At 69.2% G+C, this 16,958-nt stretch carries 9 protein-coding genes and 1 tRNA gene; 4 read left to right on the forward strand and 6 right to left on the reverse strand.

The window, feature by feature from the left end; translation table 11 throughout:
* Positions 1-233 precede the first annotated feature (233 nt).
* The 5 genes from GD1_RS08900 to GD1_RS08920 all read right to left on the reverse strand — a co-directional run bounded on the left by GD1_RS08900 (position 234) and on the right by GD1_RS08920 (position 6,934).
* A tRNA-Arg gene (locus tag GD1_RS08900) sits at positions 234-306 on the reverse strand.
* 86 nt (positions 307-392) lie between these two features.
* A complete protein-coding gene (locus tag GD1_RS08905) occupies positions 393-3,398 on the reverse strand; it encodes an AAA family ATPase (protein ID WP_059036765.1) in 3,006 nt (1,001 codons plus the stop codon).
* Positions 3,395-4,597, reverse strand: a complete 1,203-nt coding sequence (locus GD1_RS08910; RefSeq protein ID WP_059036767.1) for an exonuclease SbcCD subunit D — start codon at positions 4,595-4,597, stop codon at positions 3,395-3,397. The genes GD1_RS08905 and GD1_RS08910 overlap by 4 nt, the downstream gene beginning before the upstream one ends.
* A gap of 151 nt (positions 4,598-4,748) precedes the next feature.
* Positions 4,749-6,257, reverse strand: coding sequence for an MFS transporter (locus tag GD1_RS08915; protein WP_053777993.1), 1,509 nt, complete (start codon positions 6,255-6,257; stop codon positions 4,749-4,751).
* Positions 6,254-6,934, reverse strand: a complete 681-nt coding sequence (locus tag GD1_RS08920) for a PadR family transcriptional regulator (protein ID WP_053777994.1) — start codon at positions 6,932-6,934, stop codon at positions 6,254-6,256. Before GD1_RS08920 ends, GD1_RS08915 begins: the two co-directional genes overlap by 4 nt.
* A gap of 85 nt (positions 6,935-7,019) precedes the next feature.
* Here GD1_RS08920 and GD1_RS08925 point away from each other — a divergent pair, with 85 nt between their 5' ends.
* From GD1_RS08925 to GD1_RS08935, 3 genes are read left to right on the forward strand one after another with little or no spacing between them, the layout of a single operon-like run.
* Entirely contained in the window at positions 7,020-8,075 is a 1,056-nt protein-coding gene (locus GD1_RS08925; RefSeq protein WP_053777995.1) for a glutathione S-transferase family protein, read from the forward strand.
* Complete coding sequence (locus GD1_RS08930; RefSeq protein ID WP_053777996.1) at positions 8,072-8,797, forward strand: hypothetical protein; 726 nt, start codon at positions 8,072-8,074, stop codon at positions 8,795-8,797. Before GD1_RS08925 ends, GD1_RS08930 begins: the two co-directional genes overlap by 4 nt.
* Positions 8,794-12,705, forward strand: a complete 3,912-nt coding sequence (locus GD1_RS08935; protein WP_059036766.1) for an ABC transporter ATP-binding protein — start codon at positions 8,794-8,796, stop codon at positions 12,703-12,705. Before GD1_RS08930 ends, GD1_RS08935 begins: the two co-directional genes overlap by 4 nt.
* Here the strand turns inward: GD1_RS08935 and GD1_RS24670 are convergent.
* Positions 12,695-12,832, reverse strand: coding sequence for a hypothetical protein (locus GD1_RS24670; RefSeq protein WP_020794214.1), 138 nt, complete (start codon positions 12,830-12,832; stop codon positions 12,695-12,697). The genes GD1_RS08935 and GD1_RS24670 overlap by 11 nt on opposite strands.
* Positions 12,833-12,963: 131 nt before the next feature.
* Here GD1_RS24670 and GD1_RS08940 point away from each other — a divergent pair, with 131 nt between their 5' ends.
* The gene (locus GD1_RS08940; RefSeq protein ID WP_244882605.1) at positions 12,964-16,707 is read left to right on the forward strand and encodes a multifunctional oxoglutarate decarboxylase/oxoglutarate dehydrogenase thiamine pyrophosphate-binding subunit/dihydrolipoyllysine-residue succinyltransferase subunit; all 3,744 of its coding nucleotides are present in this window, start codon (positions 12,964-12,966) and stop codon (positions 16,705-16,707) included.
* Positions 16,708-16,958 lie beyond the last annotated feature (251 nt).

Here is a 16,958-nt window from a genome sequence, read left to right on the forward strand (position 1 = left end):
CCCGGCTCAATCAGCGATGGGGTCACCGCTCAATCATCAATGCCTAGTGGATGGTTGAGCCGATGAGGAGCGTAGCGACGAGGCGTGTCGAAACCCCACACAGCCGGACTCAGGAGCGTCACCACCTCAGACGTGGCCACCACCCCGCCCCGGCTCGATCTGTCAATCCGCACCTGAGTCGAGAGAACAGAAATCCCAGGTCTGACGACCTGGGATCTGTAGAGAACGAACTGTGCCCCCGGCAGGATTCGAACCTGCGGCCTTCTGCTCCGGAGGCAGACGCTCTATCCCCTGAGCTACGGGGGCTCATTGGGCGAGCACAACATTAGCGTACGGAGTGCCACGATCCCAAGTCGGCTGGTCACGGCGTTTCGCGGCCTCTCGCCGGGCCGCTACCCCACTGCCGCCGCGGACTCCACCTGGATGGTCGAGCCGCTCTCCCCGCGCAGCACGTGCAGCTGCGACGGGATACGTGCGCGGAGCTCGTCGACGTGGCTGACGACGCCGACCACACGTCCGCCGGAGCGCAGTTCGTCGAGGACACCCATCACCTCGTCGAGGGCCTCCGGATCGAGCGTGCCGAAGCCCTCGTCGATGAAGATGGTGTCGAGTACGCGCCCGCCGGATTCCGCCGACACCACGTCGGCGAGGCCGAGTGCCAGCGCAAGGGAGGCATAGAAGGTCTCGCCACCCGACAGCGTGGTGGTGGCCCGCACCGCACCGGTGTACTCGTCGCGCACCTCGATACCGAGTCCGCCCCGCCGGCCGCGCGGTCCGACGGCATCGGAGTGGACGAACTCGTAACGGCCGGCCGACATCTGACGCAGCCGCGCCGATGCGGCCACCAGCACTTCTTCGAGGCGTGCGGCGAGTACATAGGCATGCAAGGACATCTTGCGCGCGTTCTGGCCGCGACCGGCGAACAGTTCGGCCAACCCCGACACCTCGGCGTGTTTGGCGCGCAGCGGTGCGATGGCGTCCAGTGCAGCCCAGAACTCGGCGACCACACCCTCCAGTCCGTGCAGTCGTTCCCCGGCGATCGCATGCACCCGGGCGGCCTGCTCGTGCCTCGTCTGGGCGTCGGCGAGCCTGGACGAAAGACTCTCGACGTCAACGGGTTCGGAATCCATCGCGGCGACGACGGCCGGATCGGTGAGCGTCTCGCGCGCCGCGGCGCGCATCTGGGCCGCACGGGTGAGCATGTCCTCCCACGCGACGATCTGCTTGGGTGCCGCAGATGCCGCGCGGGCAGCACCCACGTCCGGGAATCCCTGTGCGATACACAGGTCACCGAGGTTGGCGGCGATCTCGTCGCGACGGCGCGTCCACGCCGATGCCTCGCGTCGTGCCTCGCGCAATGCCTTGGCGCGCGTGCACAGTTCGGCGAGTTCGGTGCGGCGTGCCGCGATGTCCATCGATCCACCCGTCGCCTCGGTGACCTCGGCGTCGAGCTCGTCGACGGCCGTCCGGAGGGCCGTGTGACGTTCCATCGTGCCCGACCGCTCCGCGGCGACCCGGCTGTGTTCGGTGCGCCACGACTCGACCTCGGTGTCGACGGCGGCCACCGCGTTCTCGCGCTGGGCGATCTGGGCGACCAGCCGTTCGGCCTCACCCAGTTCGCGGGCGACCCTAGTGAATTCGGTGACGACCTCGTCCCGGGATGCCTCACCGGCGATCGCCAGGACGTGGGTGCGCCGTTCGGTGAGAACGGCGAGTTCGGACTCGGCGCGACGCCGGTGCTCGGCCGCGCGGTCTTCGGCGGCCCCGGCCGCCCGCTCTGCGGATTCGGCGATCACCGCGTCGTCGGTGCGCGAGGCGGGCGCCGGGTGGGCAACGGAACCGCACACCACACACGGTTGACCGTCGGTCAGTTCGGCGGCGAGTTCGGCGGCCATCCCCGTCAGCCGACGTTCGCGGAGATCCTGGCGGTGATCGCGTGCCGCGGCGTGGGCGTCACGGGCCTCGGCGACCGCGGTCTCGGCTGCGGTGATCTCTGCGACCAGGGCATCCCGACTGGTGACGGCCTTCCCGATGGTGGTGAGCCGCTCGTGCTGTTCACGGAGCCTGGTGACCTCCGAGCGGGCGTCGAGCGCGGCGGTCAGCGCCGCGACGGCGGTCTCGCGGCGCGCCGGGGCGTCGGCCAGCGCCGCATCGAGCTCGTCGAGCCGACGGCCGGCGGCCCCGATCGCGGCGTCGAGACGTTCGATCTCGGCGATCTGCCCCGGACGGCGCGACATCCGCTGCGCCAACGGTTCCCAGCGGGCCGACTCCCCCGTCCAGCGGCTGACCGCCGTATCGAGGGCGGTGTCGAGATCTCCGGCGTCGGAAACCTCGTCACCGGCGCTCCGGGCGCCGCAGACCGCAGCCCCGTCGTCGAGGGCGGTGAGCGCGGCCAGCGCATCGGCGCAGGCGGAATGGGCTGCGGTCGCGGCCTTCTGCGCACGGAGGTGGTCATCGGCGACCGGCAGGATCGTCGCCGCCCGCCGAGCGGCGGCCAATGCCGTGGTGACCTTCTCGAGTTCGTCCTTGCCGGCATCGAGCTTGGTGAGTCGGGCAGCGGCGTCGACGCCACGCCGACGCAGATCGACCGTCCGCATCCCGTCCTGATGGGCGGTGCGCGCGCGATCGAGGTCGGCGGTGGCGGCAGCGGCGGCCTTCTGAGCGGCGTCGGCCTGGTCGCGGGCGACCTCCAGACACTGCTGCGCCCAGTCGAGATCCGGCTCGGCAGGGGTCTCGGCACCGCTGACACCGGTGATCTGACCGGCGATACGGTCGAGCGTGCCGGCCTTCTCGTCGAGCTTCGCCGCACTGCGCCGTGCCCGCTCCCGCAGCCACTCCTCGATGTCACCGAAACGTTCGGTGTCGAACAGCCGCTCCAGCAACTGTTCCCGCTCGTCGGAGGTGGCACGCAGGAACCGGGCGAACTCCCCCTGCGGCAGCAAGACCACCTGGAAGAACTGGTCGGCGCTCATCCCGAGCAACCGGGTGACGGCCTCACCGATCTCGGGCAGGCGGGTCAGATCGGGACCGGACCCGTCGACCCAGACGAGGGTGCCGTGTGCCTGGACCTTGGTGGTGCCGGTCCCCCGCTTCTTGGGCCGCTGATACTCGGGCGAACGGACGATACGCATCCTGCGGCCACCGATCGTGGCCTCCAGCTCCACCTCCGGGACCTGCTCTGCCGGAGCATGATCGGAGTGGAGACGCCGGTTGGTGTCACGAGCTCCGGGCACCCGCCCGAACAGGGCGAAGGCCACCGCGTCGAGCACCGTCGTCTTTCCCGCACCGGTCTGCCCGTGCAGCAGGAACAGTCCGTCGGTGCCGAGGTCGTCGAAGTCGACGACCTGCTCGTCGGCAAAGGGCCCGAACGCCTGCATCCGCAGGCGATGCAGCCTCACGCCGACTCCGCCGCGGGCAGTTCGAGCTCGAACAGTGCACCCTGCTCGCCGGAGTCGGCGATGGCCACCTCCGGCTCACCGACCACCGCGCGCAGCGCCTGCTCGATCAGTGCCCGCTCGGCGCGGGACGGGTCGTCGCGCACATCGGTGATGAAGGACGCGATGATCTCGGAATCGGTCCGCCCCCGCACCCGTGACGAGTAGTCGGTGCGTTCGGTGGTCTCGGGCCGCTCCCAACGCACGTGGACCGCATACGGGAAGCGCTCCCGCAGCCGGCGCATCGCGTCGAGCGGCCGCACCGCATCGGTGAGGGTGGCCTCCACGTAGTGTTCCTCGGCGTCTGCGTATGCGGCGTCGGTGAGCAGGTCGTCGAGGGTCCCCGACACCGCGCTCAGTCCCCGCACCTCCGGCAGGTCGTGCCTGCGGACCTCCGCGAGCCCGTCGGCGTCGAGATCGACGATCCACACCGCCTTGTGGTGCGAGCGCTCACCGAAGGAGTACGGCAGCGGTGAGCCGCTGTAGCGGACCGCCTCGGTGACCTGCTGCGGCGAGTGCAGATGCCCCAGGGCGGTGTAGTCGACCCCGGAGAAGGTCTCGGCACCAACGGTTTCCACTCCACCGACGCTGATCGACCGTTCCGATCCGGTGGCCTCCCCACCCACCACGAAGGCATGTGCGGAGACCACCGACCGCACCTGACGTTCGGCGAGGTCGGCGCGGATACGTGCCATCGCCGCGTCGAGTACGCCCTGATGACCGCGGGCGTCGGCGACGCCGAGTTCGCGTCGGGCGGTCTCCGGCTCGAGGTACGGGATGCCGTAGAAGGCCACCTCGCCGTACTCGTCGGCGAGCATCACCGGCCGGTCGATCCCGGCGATCGTGGTGCGCAGATGCAGGCCGCCGGCGGCGGCGAATGCCGAGCCCGCGCCGAGACGGGTGGGCGAATCGTGGTTGCCCGAGGTCACCACGAGGGTGGCCCCGGCGGCCGCGATGGCGGCCAGCCCCTCGTCGTAGACGGTCACCGCGTCGGCCGACGGCACCGACCGGTCGTAGATGTCACCGGCCACCACCACCACGTCCACCGACTCCGCGGCGACGATCTCGGCGAGGTGGCCGAGCGCGCGACGCTGATCGGCGAGCAACTCGACGCCGTGGAAGGTACGGCCGAGATGCCAGTCGGAGGTGTGCAGGATGCGCATGCCCATAACGGTACGATCTCGCCCCGACAGTTCCGCGGAGGCATCCACGCGGTGTCGGCCACTCGGGCCCATCGGGGCCCGGCAGCACCCGGATACCGGTGTGCCCCCGGACGGCGGTCCGGGGGCACACGGGTCTGCGAGGTCACACGGTTCAGGCGGCCCCGGCCTCCTCGACCTCGCCCTCGGCGATCCGGGCCGCCGCACCCGACGGCGTCGCCTGATGCGGGGGCCGCTTGAGGAACAGGGTGGCGACCGCACCGACGAGAAGCACCAGCGCGGGCAGGTACAGGGACTGTCCCAGCGCGGTGGCGAACGGTTCGCGGATGATCGCCGGCAGCCGGCCGACGGTGTCGGAGTGCTCGGTGGTGTCCACGCCGGGCAGTTCGGCGGCCAGACGGGTCTGCATGATCGCGCCGACCGCGGCCGCGCCGATCACCGATCCGATCATCCGGGTGGTGTTGTAGACACCGGCACCGGCGCCGGCCTGATACCAGGGCAGGTTGCGGGTGGCGGTGGCCGCCAGCGGCGCCCAGATACCCGCCGACGAGACACCCATCAGACACAGCGGGATGATCAGTTCCCAGACCGGGGTCTCGGGACGGGTGATGAGGCCGAGCCACCCCACCGAGATCCCTTGCAGCAGGAGCGAGCTGGCGATGATCGCACTCGGGTGGGTGCGGTCGAGTAGACGACCGATGATCGGCGCCAGGATGCCGGTGAGCAGGGCCTGCGGGACCATCATCAACGCCGAGCGGGTCGGCGACATCCCGCCCACCAGCTGCAGGAAGAACATGGTGGGGATCATCAGTCCGGAGATCGCGAAGCCCATCGAGGCGATGCCCACGTTGGACAGGGTGAAGTTGCGGTCGCGGAACAACGACAGCGGCACCAGCGGTTCGGTGCGAATCCTGGACTGCCAGTAGATGAACAGGATCATCACGGCCAGACCGCCGACGATCAGCGCCCAGATCCCGCCGGACCAGTTGTAGGTCTCGCCTTCCTGGATGCCGAAGACGAGGGCGAACAGGCCGACCGCCGACAGGATGACGCCGATCCAGTCGAAGCTGTGGTCGTGGGTCTCGACGTCGGGAACCAGCGTGGCGGCCAGGACCAGGCCGATGATGCCGACCGGCAGGTTCACGAAGAAGATCCACTCCCATCCCAGGGAGTCGGTGAGGATGCCACCGAGCAGCGGGCCGACCAGGGTCGCCACGCCGGCGACGGTGCCCCACACACCCATCGCCGCGCCACGCTTCTCCGGCGGGAAGATGCGGGTGATCAGTGCCATGGTCTGCGGCGTGATCAGGGCCGCGCCGACACCCTGGAAGGCGCGGGCGGCGATGAGTTCGCCGATGCTCGTGGAGAATCCGCACCAGACGCTCGCCGCGGTGAAGACCAGCAGGCCCACCTGGTAGACGCGCTTGGGTCCGAACTTGTCGCCGAGGCGACCGGTGATCAGCAGGGGGACGGCGTAGGTCAGCAGGTAGGCACTGGTGACCCAGACGACGCCGTTGACGTCGGTGTGCAGGGCCACCTGGATCTGGGGTTGCGCAACGGCGACGATGGTCACGTCGACGAGGATCATGAAGAATCCGACGCACAACGCCATGAGCGACAACCAGGGCCGGTTGGTGACCGGCGCAAAGGTGGGCATGGTCATGGGTTCAAGGCTTTCTGGTTCGCGGGCCGATCGGCCTCGGAAGACGAATGTGGGTGGGAGTACGGCGAACCGGGATCGTCGAGCCACTCGATGGTGCCCTCGCGCAGTCGGATGAGCAGGTCCTCCACCCACTCGATCTGTGCGCGCAGGGTGGCGACCCGACAGCCGCCGTCGAGGAAGAACATCTCCGGTTTTCCCTGTGCCCGAACGATTTCCAGCGCATCGACGCAGTCGTCGAGATCGGTGCGCATGGCGTCCAGGCGCGCCGAGAGCAGTTCGATGACGCGACTGCGCGGCAGCGAATGCGACTCGGCCAGGGCGAGATAGAGCTCGGGATACTCGACGGGGTGGCGCCCCAGGATCAGTTCGAGGGCCTCGGCGAGGGCCTCGGTACCGGCCTCGGTGATGGTGTAGACGGTGCGTTCGGGCCGGTTGCCCTCGCGCTGGATCTCGTGGACCTCGATCAGTCCGTCGGCGGCGAGGCGATCGACGGCGTGATAGAGCGTCCCCGGGCGGAACCGTGCGAGTCGGTCCTCCTTGCGTTCGAGGGTGGTCTGGACCATCTCGTACGGATGCATCGGACGTTCCCCGACGAGCCCGAGGACCAGGATCGCCATCGGTGCCAACGGTCGCTTGCTCACGCGTCCTCCCACACTGCCCCGTACGAAATATTCCATGTGGAATATACCGCTCCGAGGAGGTCCGGCCAAGTGGCCCGACGGATCCGGCCACGTGTCGTATTCCTTCATTACTGTGGAACACATGGCCCAAGACACCAGCACCCCCGACGAGAACCCCACCGGCCAGGGCATCTACGTCACCGGTGGCCAGGAGTTCGTGCGCGACACGAAGTACATCACCACGCGGATCACCCGCGACGGCCGCGACGGCTACCCCGTCGAGGCGGGCCGCTACCGTCTCGTGGCCGCCCGCGCCTGCCCCTGGGCCAACCGCACGCTGATCGTGCGCCGCCTGCTCGGCCTCGAGGACGCCATCTCACTGGGCCTGTGCGGACCCACCCACGACGCCGACTCGTGGACATTCGACCTCGACCCGGGTGGCGTCGACCCGGTCCTGGGCATCCCCCGCCTCAAGGACGCCTACGAGAAGCGGTTCCCCGGCTATCCCAAGGGCATCACCGTCCCGGCGGTCGTCGAGGTCGCCACCGGCGAGGTGGTCACCAACGACTTCCCGCAGATCACCGTCGACTTCGAGCTGGAATGGACCGAGTTCCACCGGCCCGGCGCCCCCGAGCTCTACCCCGAGCACCTGCGCGCCGAGATCGACGAGGTGGCCAAGGGCATCTACACCGAGGTCAACAACGGGGTGTACCGCTGCGGATTCGCCGGCAGCCAGGACGCCTACGACTCGGCCTACGTCCGGCTGTTCACCAAACTCGACGAACTCTCCGAACGACTCTCGACCCGGCGTTATCTGGTGGGCGACACCATCACCGAGGCCGACATCCGGCTGTTCACCACCCTGGCCCGCTTCGACCCGGTCTACCACGGGCACTTCAAGTGCAACCGCACGAAGCTGTCGGAGATGCCGGTGCTGTGGGCCTATGCGCGTGACCTGTTCCAGACCCCGGGCTTCGGCGACACCACCGACTTCGCCCAGATCAAGCAGCACTATTACATCGTCCACCGCGACATCAATCCGACCGGCGTCGTCCCGCAGGGCCCGGACCTACGCAACTGGCTGACCCCGCATCACCGTGAGGAGCTCGGCGGTTCGCCGTTCGGCGACGGCACACCCCCACCCCCGCCACGACCCGCCGAAGTCGTGCCCGCACAGAACTGGGTACCCACCGCATGAACGCTCGGCAATCCGACGCCCCGCCGTCGAAGACGGTCGTGGTCACCGGCAACCTCCTGGACAAGGCGCAGCGCCTGCAGGCGCCCGCCGTCGCCAAGTACGTGCGCTCGCTGCGCGAGAAGTACCCCGCCGAATCCCCCGCACAGATCATCACCCGACTCGAGAAGCGGTATCTCACCACGGTCACCGGCTCGGGCAGTGCGGTCGGCGCCACCGCCGCCGTCCCCGGCGTCGGGACCATCACCGCCCTCGGCGCGGTGACCGGCGAGACCGCCCTGTTCCTGGAGGCGTCGGCGCTGCTCGCGCTGGCCGTCGCCGAGGTGCACGGCATCGGTGTGCACGAGGTGGAACGGCGCAAGACGCTGGTGCTCACCGTCGCGCTCGGCGAGGAGGGTCTGGCGCGGCTCGGCCGGGTGGTCGGCACCCAGGGTGGCGCACTGCGCCGGCTCGGCGGTGCGTCGGTGCCCGGCGGCTCGTTCACCTCGCTCAACCGGACACTGATCAATCGGGTCGCCAAGAAGTACGCGTTCAAGCGCGCCCCGCTGCTGATCGGCCGCGTGCTCCCGGCCGGTATCGGGGCGGTGATCGGTGGCGTCGGCAACCGCGCGTTGGGCAAGCGGGTCATCGCCAATGCCCGTGAGGCGTTCGGCCCGGCCCCCGCGTTCTGGACGATCGACGGCTCCGTGATCACCGAACCGGGGCTGCCGACCGGGAAGAAGTGACCCGGTCGCTTCCGGACACCCGGACCGCCGAGGTCCGAGTCGCCCGCGACCCCGACGGCGACACCGCACCACCGGCCACCGGCTGGCTGCGCCGGCTCACCGCAGACTGCCTGCACCATCGCAGGCTGGTGGTGATCACCCTGACGGTCACTCTGATCGCGGTGGCCGTCGACCTGGTGGCACCCCTGCTGTCCAAGGCCGCCCTCGACCGGGCGACCCATCCGTCCGTGGCGACCACCGGGCTGACCATCTCGGTGATCGTCGCGCTGCTGATCGGGCTCGCGGTGGTGCGCTACGTGTGTCAGTTCGGCCGACGGCTCACCGCGGGCCGGTTGTCGGTGGAGGTGCAGAACTCGCTGCGCCTGCGACTGTTGGACACGATTCTGCATCTCGACGGCGCCGGCCAGGGACAGATCCGCACCGGTCAGATCGTGTCCCGCTCGATCTCGGACCTGCAGATCGTGCAGGGCCTGCTGGCGATGGTCCCGTTGTCGGCGGGTGCCGCGGTGCAGGTGGTGATCGCCCTGGGCATCATGGCCTACCTGTCACCGCTGCTCACCCTGATCGCGCTGGCGATCCTGCCGCTGGTCGCATTGTCGGTGGTGCGCAACCGTCGTCGGCTGTTCGCCGCCACCTGGTCGGCCCAGCAGGCCGCGGCCGACGTCGCCCAGCACGTCGAGGAGACCGTCACCGGTGTCCGCGTGGTCAAGGGCTTCGGCCAGGAGTCCCGCGCGGTCGACGAGCTCGTCGGGCTCGGACGCGACCTGTTCGGCAAACGCCTGCGCGCCGGGAAGATCAATGCCCGGTTCACCCCCACGATGGCCGCCATCCCCCAGCTCGGGATGGTGGCGGTGATCGCCGTCGGCGGGTACCTGACCCTGCACGGGACCATCACCGCGGGCACCTTCCTGGCCTTCGCCACCTATGTCACGTCGATGACCGCGTTGGCCCGGCTGCTGACCAACCTCGTGGTCAGCGCCCAGCTGGCCCGGGCCGCCGTCGAGCGTGTCTACGACGTCATCGACGCACCGGCCGACCCGGACGAGACCGCCACCGGCACCCTCCCCGACGGGCCGCTCGGAGTGGACCTGACCGATGTCGTCTTCGCCCACGACGGGCGCACCGTGCTCGACGGGATCGACCTGCAGATCGCGCCGGGTGAATGCGTGGCCGTGGTCGGACCACCCGGATCGGGCAAGTCGACCCTGGCCGACCTGGTGGTCCGGTATCGGCGCCCCGATTCCGGACAGATCGCCCTGATCGAACCCGTATCCGACGAAACCGGCTCGCCGGCAAGACATCCCCTCGCCGAACTCTCCCCTGCCGCCCTGCGTGAGGCGGTGAGTGTGGTGTTCGACGAGCCGTTCCTCTACTCCGACACCATCGCGATCAACATCACCCTCGGCGAACCCCGCGCACCGGGCACCGCCGTCGCCGATCCCCGATTGCGAGCAGCCGCCGACGCCGCCGATGCCCTGGAGTTCATCGAGGCGCTACCCGACGGTTTCGACACCGTCGTCGGCGAACGCGGCCTGACCCTGTCCGGTGGGCAACGGCAGCGGATCGCGCTGGCCCGCGCCCTCTACGCCCGCCCGCGTGTGCTGGTCCTCGACGACGCCACGTCGGCCGTGGACGCCGCCACCGAGGGGCGCATCCTGCGCGGGCTGCGCGCCCGCGGCCCGGCGACGACCGGCGAGAACGGGGCCGACCGGGCGCGCCCGACCATGCTGGTGCTGGCGCACCGCCGGTCGACGCTGATGCTCGCCGACCGTGTCGCCGTCCTCGACGAGGGACGGCTGGTCGACATCGGTACCGTCGCCGAACTCGACGAGCGCTGCCCGCAGTTCCGGGCATTGCTCTCACCGAGCCGCCCGGAACAGCCACAGGTGCCGGTCATCCTGGCACCGACCGCCGAACTCGAACGCGCGCTGTGGCCCGACGAGGCGCCCGACGCCCCCGAACGTGTCTCACCGAGCACCCCGGCACCCGCCGGTGGGCCGGGCGGTGCGCGTGGCGGACGCGGCGGCGGGGTCTCGGGTGCGCTCGGTTCGATGCCGGCCACCCCCCGGCTGCTCGCCGCGGTCGAGGCGCTGCCCCCCGCCGACGAGGACCCGCAGGTCGACGTCGCCGCGATGCGCGCCGACAACCCCCGGTTCTCGCTGTGGGCGCTGCTGCGTCCGGTGCGTCTGCTGATGGCGGTGGCGATCGTGGCGATCACCGTGGACACCCTCACCGGACTGGTGTTCCCGGGGCTGGCACGTACGGTCATCGACGCGGCCACCCGCTCCGACGAACGCACCCTGCTCGTCGCCACCGGGATCGGTCTGGTGACCGTCGCCGTCGGCTGGGTGGCCACCGCGCTGATGACGCTCTACTCGACGCGGGCCGGTGAACGGGTGCTGTTCGGCCTGCGGATCCGCAGCTACGCCCATCTGCAACGACTCGGGCTCGACTTCTACGAGCGGGAGCTGTCCGGTCGCATCATGACCCGCATGACCACCGACGTCGACGCACTCTCGACATTCCTGCAGACCGGGCTGTCGACGGCCATCGTCGCGGTGCTCACCCTGGTCGGCGTCACCGCAGCTCTGCTGGTGACCAGCACCGATCTCGGGGTGCTGGTGTTACCGGTGTTCCCGATCATGATCGCCGCCACCGTGGTCTTCCGGCGGATCGCCGCACGCGCCTACACGCGCTCGCGGGAACTGATCAGCACCGTCAACGCCGACTTCCAGGAGAACATCGCCGGACTCAAGACCACCCAGGCCTACGACAACACCGACGTCGCCCAGCACCGGTTCACCGCACGCACCCGCGACTGGGTGGCCGCCCGGATGACCTCCCAGCGCGCGATCTCGGTCTACTTCCCGTTCATCACCCTGATGAGCGACCTCGCGGCCGCGGCCGCGATCGCCGTCGGCGCCCACCAGATCGCACAGGGCTCGTTGTCGGCGGGCACGCTGATCGCCTTCCTGCTGTACCTGACGCTGCTGTTCGGGCCGGTCCAGCAGTTGTCGCAGGTGTTCGACGGCTATCAGCAGGCCGCGGTCGGTCTGCGTCGGATCGCCGATCTGCTGCGCACCGAGACCACCGTGCGTGAGCGCCCCGACGCCCGTGATCCCGGCGCCGCCCGGTTCCTCGGCGACGCCGAACTCGACGATGTCGGTTTCCGCTACTCCGGCGCGGCACGAGACGCGCTGTCCGGGGTGGATCTGCACATCGCGCCCGGCACGTCCCTGGCCCTGGTCGGTCGGACCGGCGCGGGCAAGTCGACCATCGTGAAGCTCCTCGCCCGCTTCTACGACCCCACCACCGGGTCGGTGCGGATGGACGGCACCGACATCCGTGACCTGACTCTCGAGGGGTATCGCCGCCACATCGGCCTGGTGCCGCAGGAGCCGCATCTGTTCACCGGAACGGTCGCCGACAACATCGCCTATGGCCGGCCCGACGCCGACCGCGACGCGATCACGGCCGCGGCGGCGTCGGTCGGGGCCGTCTCCATGATCGCCGGACTCGACGGCGGTATGCGCCATCCGGTCGGTGAACGCGGACAGGGCCTGTCCTCCGGGCAGCGGCAGCTGATCGCACTGGCCCGCGCCGAACTCGTCGAACCCGACCTGCTGCTGCTCGACGAGGCCACCGCCACACTCGACCAGGCGACCGAGGCGACGGTGCTGGCCGCAGGCGCCGCGGTGACCCGCCGCCGCACCTCGGTGATCGTCGCCCATCGGCTGGCCACCGCGGCTCGCGCCGACCGGATCATGGTGGTCGACGACGGGCGGATCGTGGAGTCGGGAACACATGACGAGCTCATCACGTTGGGTGGAAGGTACCGCGCGTTCTGGGATGCAGGTGTCGATCCCGGTACGGGCGGTCGGTCGTGCGCCGAGGACGTCACCCGATGAGGTGGTCGGCGGCCTCGACACCCGCGCCGGCGGCGTGGCGCGCAGTGATCTCCATCGCAGTGGACGGCTGGGAGGACTGCCCGCCACGGACCAGACGCCGGACGCGTACCATCTTCAGGTGGTTCACGACTTGTCTCCACAAGAGACTTTCGGCGTGAGTTGGCGACCCGGCACCAGAGGGAATTGAGGCGAGAAACCGCTGTGAGCAGTTCGACATCCGAAACCGACTTCGGGCAAAACGAATGGCTGGTCGAGGAAATGTACCAGCAGTATTTGAAGGATCCGAACTCGGTGGATCCGAGTTGGCATGACCTCCTGAAGAGCTACAAGCCCGGCGGCAGCGGCGCCACCGCACCGGGTGCGGCCCCCGCCCCCGCGGCGAACACCAACGGCGCCCAGCCGTCCACCACCCCGTCCACCCCTGCCGAGCCGAAGAAGTCTCGCCCGGTGACCCTCGATCAGGGCCCCGCCCCGCACACCGCCACCCGCAAGGCCCCGGCCCGCGAGTCGTCGGCCACCAAGGCCGCCTCCGGCCAGAGCGTCGCCAGCCGCGACGGCTCCGCCCGTTCACAGACCGCCAAGGCGAAGGCCCCCGCGGCCACCCCCGCCGCCACCGAGGACACCAAGGTGGTCCTCCGCGGACCGGCCGCCGCGATCGCCAAGAACATGGCGCTGTCGCTGCAGATCCCGACCGCGACCAGCGTGCGCGCGGTCCCGGCCAAGCTGATGATCGACAACCGCATCGTGGTGAACAACCACCTGTCGCGCACGCGTGGCGGCAAGATCAGCTTCACCCACATCCTCGGGTACGCGATCGTCCAGGCGATCAAGTCGTTCCCGAACATGAACCGTCACTTCGCCGAGGTCGACGGCAAGCCCAATGTGGTCACCCCGGCCCACACCAACCTCGGTCTGGCCATCGACCTGGTCGGCAAGGACGGCAACCGCACCCTCGTCGTCGCCGCCATCAAGGGCTGCGAGTCGATGGGCTTCGCGGAGTTCTACACCGCCTACCAGGACATCGTGCGTCGTGCGCGTGACGGCAAGCTCACCGCCGAGGACTTCGCCGGTGTCACCGTCTCGCTGACCAACCCGGGCACCATCGGCACCGTGCACTCGGTGCCCCGCCTGATGAAGGGCCAGGGCGCGATCATCGGCGCCGGTGCGATGGAGTACCCGGCCGAGTTCCAGGGCGCCAGCGACGAGCAGCTCGCCGAGCTGGGCGTGGGCAAGCTGATGACGCTCACCTCGACCTACGATCACCGGGTCATCCAGGGTGCGGAGTCGGGCGACTTCCTGCGCACGATCCACCACCTGCTGCTCGACGACGCGTTCTACGACGAGATCTTCACCGCCTTCCACGTCCCCTACGAGCCGGTCCGCTGGCGCCGGGACGTCCCCGCCGGGCTGGTCGACAAGTCGACCCGCGTGCTCGAGCTGATCGCCGCCTACCGCAGCCGCGGTCACCTGATGGCCGATATCGACCCGCTGATGATGGACAGCGATGCGCGCAAGAGCCATCCCGACCTCGACGTCCTCACCTACGGTCTGACCCTGTGGGACCTCGACCGCACCTTCAACGTCGGCGGCTTCCACGGCCAGGACAAGATGAAGCTGCGCGACGTCCTGTCGATCCTGCGCGACGCCTACTGCCGCCATGTCGGTGTGGAGTACACCCACATCCTCGAGCCCGAGCAGCAGAAGTGGCTGCAGGAGCGGGTCGAGATCAAGCACGTCAAACCGCCGGTGGCCGAGCAGAAGTACATCCTGAGCAAGCTGAATGCCGCCGAGGCGTTCGAGACCTTCCTGCAGACCAAGTACGTCGGCCAGAAGCGTTTCTCGCTCGAGGGTGCCGAGTCGGTCATCCCGATGATGGACGCGGTGATCGACCAGGGTGCCGAGCACAAGCTGCACGAGGTCGTCATCGGCATGCCGCACCGCGGCCGCCTGAACGTGCTGGCCAACATCGTCGGCAAGCCGTACTCGAAGATCTTCACCGAGTTCGAGGGCAACCTGAACCCGTCGCAGGCGCACGGTTCGGGTGACGTGAAGTACCACCTCGGCGCCGAGGGCAAGTACTACCAGATGTTCGGCGACAACGAGATCAACGTGTCGCTGACCGCCAACCCGAGCCACCTCGAGGCCGTCGACCCGGTGCTCGAGGGCCTGGTCCGCGCCAAGCAGGACCTGCTCGACGAGGAGGATCAGTTCAAGATCCTCGCGCTGATGCTGCACGGCGACGCCGCATTCGCCGGCCAGGGCGTGGTGGCCGAGACCCTGAACATGGCGATGCTGCCCGGCTACCGCACCGGCGGCACCGTGCACATCGTGGTGAACAACCAGGTCGGCTTCACCACCGCCCCGGAGCACTCGCGCTCCACCGAGTACTGCACCGACGTCGCGAAGATGATCGGTGCGCCGATCTTCCACGTCAACGGCGACGACCCGGAGGCCTGTGTCTGGGCCGCCAAGCTCGCCGTCGACTACCGCGAGGCCTTCCGCAAGGACGTCGTGATCGACCTCGTCTGCTTCCGCCGCCGCGGACACAACGAGGGCGACGACCCGTCGATGACCCAGCCGGCGATGTACGACGTGATCGACACCAAGCGCGGTGTCCGCAAGTCCTACACCGAGGCCCTGATCGGTCGTGGTGACATCTCCACCAAGGAGGCCGAGGACGCCCTGCGCGACTACCAGGGCCAGCTGGAGCGGGTGTTCAACGAGGTCAAGGAACTCGAGAAGTACCATCCGGAGCCCAGCGAGTCGGTCGAGGCCGACCAGGCGCTGCCGACCAAACTGGTCACCGCCGTCGACAAGACCGTGCTGGAGACCATCGGCAACGCATTCGGCAACACCCCGGAGGGCTTCACCCCGCACTCCCGCGTCAAGCCGGTCCTCAAGCGCCGTCTGGAGATGTCGCGCGAGGGTGGCGTCGACTGGGCGTTCGCCGAGCTGCTCGCCTTCGGTTCGCTGGTCCTCGAAGGCCGCACCGTGCGCCTGTCCGGTCAGGACTCGCGTCGTGGCACCTTCACCCAGCGTCACTCGGTCCTGATCGACCGGGACAACGGGTCGGAGTACACCCCGCTCAACCACCTCAAGCCGATCGACGGCGACGAGGAGTCGATGGGCCGGTTCCGCGTGTACGACTCGCCGCTCAGCGAGTACGCGGTGGTCGGCTTCGAGTACGGCTACTCGGTGGGCAACCCCGACGCGCTGGTGCTCTGGGAAGGCCAGTTCGGTGACTTCGTCAACGGCGCACAGTCGGTGATCGACGAGTTCATCAGCTCCGGTGAGGCCAAGTGGGGCCAGCTCTCCGACGTGGTGCTGCTGCTGCCGCACGGCCACGAAGGCCAGGGCCCCGACCACACCTCGGGCCGTATCGAGCGGTTCCTGCAGCTGTGCGCCGAGGGTTCGATGACCGTTGCCCTGCCGTCCACCCCGGCCAGCTACTTCCATCTGCTGCGTCGCCACGTGCTCGACGGCATCAGCCGCCCGCTGATCGTCTTCACCCCGAAGTCGATGCTGCGCAACAAGGCCGCGGTCAGCCCGCTGTCGGACTTCACCGACGACAAGTTCCGGTCGGTCATCGACGACCCGAGCTTCGAGAAGGGCACCGGCAACCGCGACAAGGTCAAGCGTGTGCTCCTGGTCAGCGGCAAGCTGTACTACGAGCTGGATGCGCGGCGTGAGAAGGAGGGCCGCGAGGACATCGCGGTGGTCCGCGTCGAGCAGCTGTACCCGGTGCCGCACCGTCGTCTGCGCGCCACCCTCGAGCAGTACCCGAACGCCACCGACTTCGTGTGGGTCCAGGAAGAGCCGGCCAACCAGGGTCCGTGGCCGTTCCTGGGTCTGTGGCTGCCCGAGCTGCTGCCGGATCTGCTCAAGGGTCTGCGTCGCCTGTCGCGTCGTCCGATGTCGGCACCGTCGTCGGGCTCCAGCAAGGTGCATGCCGTCGAGCAGCAGGAGATCCTCGACGGAGCCTTCGCGCCGACCAACGGCTGATCACCTCCACTGACGAGAACGGGCGGGGCAAGCGATTCGCTTGCCCCGCCCGTTCTGTCGTCGGATTCGTCAACCATCAGTTGGTGACTGAGCCGGGACCACTTCTGGTGATCGAGCCGGGACCACCACTTTTGGTGATCGAGCCGGGACCGCTTTTGGTGATTGAGCCGGGACCGAGCGTAGCGAGGACCCGAGTCGAAATCCCCGCAGCGCGCGTCGGGTGGTGACCACCTCCGAAGTGGTTGCGCCCC

Source organism: Gordonia desulfuricans NBRC 100010, from assembly GCF_001485495.1.
Lineage (GTDB): Bacteria > Actinomycetota > Actinomycetes > Mycobacteriales > Mycobacteriaceae > Gordonia > Gordonia desulfuricans.